The 2,029-nt window shown below is 25.9% G+C and carries 3 protein-coding genes; all 3 read left to right on the plus strand.

Translation table 4 applies throughout. The features are described from left to right. The first annotated feature begins 69 nt into the window (after nt 1-69). The 3 genes from UDIV_RS03175 (at nt 70) to UDIV_RS03185 (ending at nt 1,781) form a co-directional block, all read left to right on the plus strand. Nucleotides 70-789, plus strand: a complete 720-nt coding sequence (locus tag UDIV_RS03175) for a hypothetical protein (protein WP_038103229.1) — start codon at nt 70-72, stop codon at nt 787-789. Between the two features lie 127 nt (nt 790-916). After that, a complete protein-coding gene (locus UDIV_RS03180; protein WP_038103231.1) occupies nt 917-1,180 on the plus strand; it encodes a Vmc-like lipoprotein signal peptide domain-containing protein in 264 nt (87 codons plus the stop codon). A 7-nt stretch (nt 1,181-1,187) separates the two neighbouring features. Continuing rightward, entirely contained in the window at nt 1,188-1,781 is a 594-nt protein-coding gene (locus UDIV_RS03185) for a hypothetical protein (RefSeq protein ID WP_038103233.1), read from the plus strand. Nucleotides 1,782-2,029: the final 248 nt, after the last annotated feature.

Here is a 2,029-nt window from a genome sequence, read left to right on the forward strand (position 1 = left end):
TGAAGAAGAAATCTAATTTTTAATCATCATTTTTAAAAAGAATAGAATACTAAGAAAAAATATTAAAGTATGCAAAAGCTCCATAAAGAAGTAGTAAATAATTCAATAATAAAACGCAAAACTAAAAAGTACATTTTGCGTATTTTTGGTTATTATGCTGCTTTTTGTGCCATTGCTGCTCCTAGTATTAACAGCATTGTGATCAATAACCAAATCAACTTTGTTGATAAAGCGGTTTTTGAACTAAGACAAACAAACCATCAAATAGTAAGTAGTTTAAACAACTTTTATGTTGTTCCTGATGTTGAACAAAATAAAACAATATTAACTAATGGTATATACTTCTATGATATTATAAGAAGCTATAAAGAACTAGAACAACTACTATTAAAGGTTAAATCACCAAGAACAGTTTTAACACAAGCTGATCAAATAAATAAAGATCAAATATTAAAAAAATATGATGAACATTTTTTTAATAATAACCATCTATTATATATTTCATACTCAAACATTGATGAATATTACTTCTTAACTTCTTTTGTTCATTTATTAGATGAACAAAATGTACTAATTCCATATGTTAATATGAAAGCTGTTTTAGAAGATCGATATTTCCCTAGTTCATATCAATTAAATGTTAATAATGATCTAAAGAAAACAGAGATTAAGTTTTATACTGTTAATAAGGATATTAATTTAAACCATATTCATTTATATAACATTAACAATGTTAGTAAACTATATCAATATGTTCATGATTACAATATTTTAAAACCAAAGAAATAAGAAAAAAGGAAAGAAAGCGGGACATTTGTTTTAAAAAAGCTTTTTTTTTTTTTTTGCAAAAATATAAATAAATCTGACTGAAGTCATATCTGAACAGATCTAAATCTGCATAAAAGGGTTTATAAATATGAATAAATTCAAAAACAAAAAAGCATTAGCTTTAGCTGTTGGTGCTATTATGGTAGGAGTTAGTATTGTTAGTGTAAGTGCAGCATGTAAAACAACACAAACAACAAAACCAACTAAACCAAATCAAGATAGTCAAAGCCAAACACAAAATAGCCATGATCCTGCAATACCAAATACTAATGCTCCTGATACAAAAACAAGTCCAAATAAACTTGTAAATGATTCAATAGATCCAGTGCCAAAAACAAGCAAAAATTGATAGTTTTATTTTGGCTGTTCCTAAAAAAGAAATTGATTCTTCTAAAGATAAAGAAGAAATAAGAAAACCTAAGAAAAAGAAAGAAATTGTGCAAGATGAAGATCCTGTAGCAAAAGCTGCTAAAGAAGCAGAAGAAGCAACAAGAAAAGAAAAAGCTAAAGAAATTCAAACTATGGTTGATAAAATAAAAGTTACAAGTTTTAACTTTGTTTACTATGACAATCAATGACAACATGCGAAAGAAGTAAATTTCAGTCTTTGAGAAAAATATGGAAAGATATTTCGATATTTTGAATCAAAAAAAGAAAAAGCAGGAATTCGTTTTAAAAATTCAAAGACAAATGAAGTATATTTTCAAACATCTTTTGATAGATTAATTACTTATTGATCAGGAAGGCGTTGAATACAATTTGATACAGTTGGATTCCAAAGTTCTTGAGAATTAGACTCTAAGGAAGATAAAAATTATGCAATTGATCTTGTTGAATTTTATGATGAAAATGGATCATATAGTATAAATTTAGAAAATAAGATTTTAGAATTTAATCCTAAATATGATGCTTTAAAACCACTTGATAAAGTTGAACCTAAACCAAAAGATTAATTCTAAAGTATAAAATACACAACAGTTGGTTTGTAAGGTTAATAAGTTAATAAGAATGCAACTTTGCATTCTTTTTTATTGTGCTTACAACAATATGAATAAATATTTATTAATGATGTTTTTATAAAATGGTTTCGATTTTTCGTTGCATCCAATCGGTTATGTCCTATGTTTTGATTAAGATAACCAAAAACCAAACCTAAAATACAACAAAATATACTTAACCGGAACATCTAACCCAAAAGTCC

The organism is Ureaplasma diversum NCTC 246, from assembly GCF_000731915.1.
Classification (GTDB): Bacteria; Bacillota_I; Bacilli_A; order Mycoplasmatales; family Mycoplasmoidaceae; genus Ureaplasma; species Ureaplasma diversum.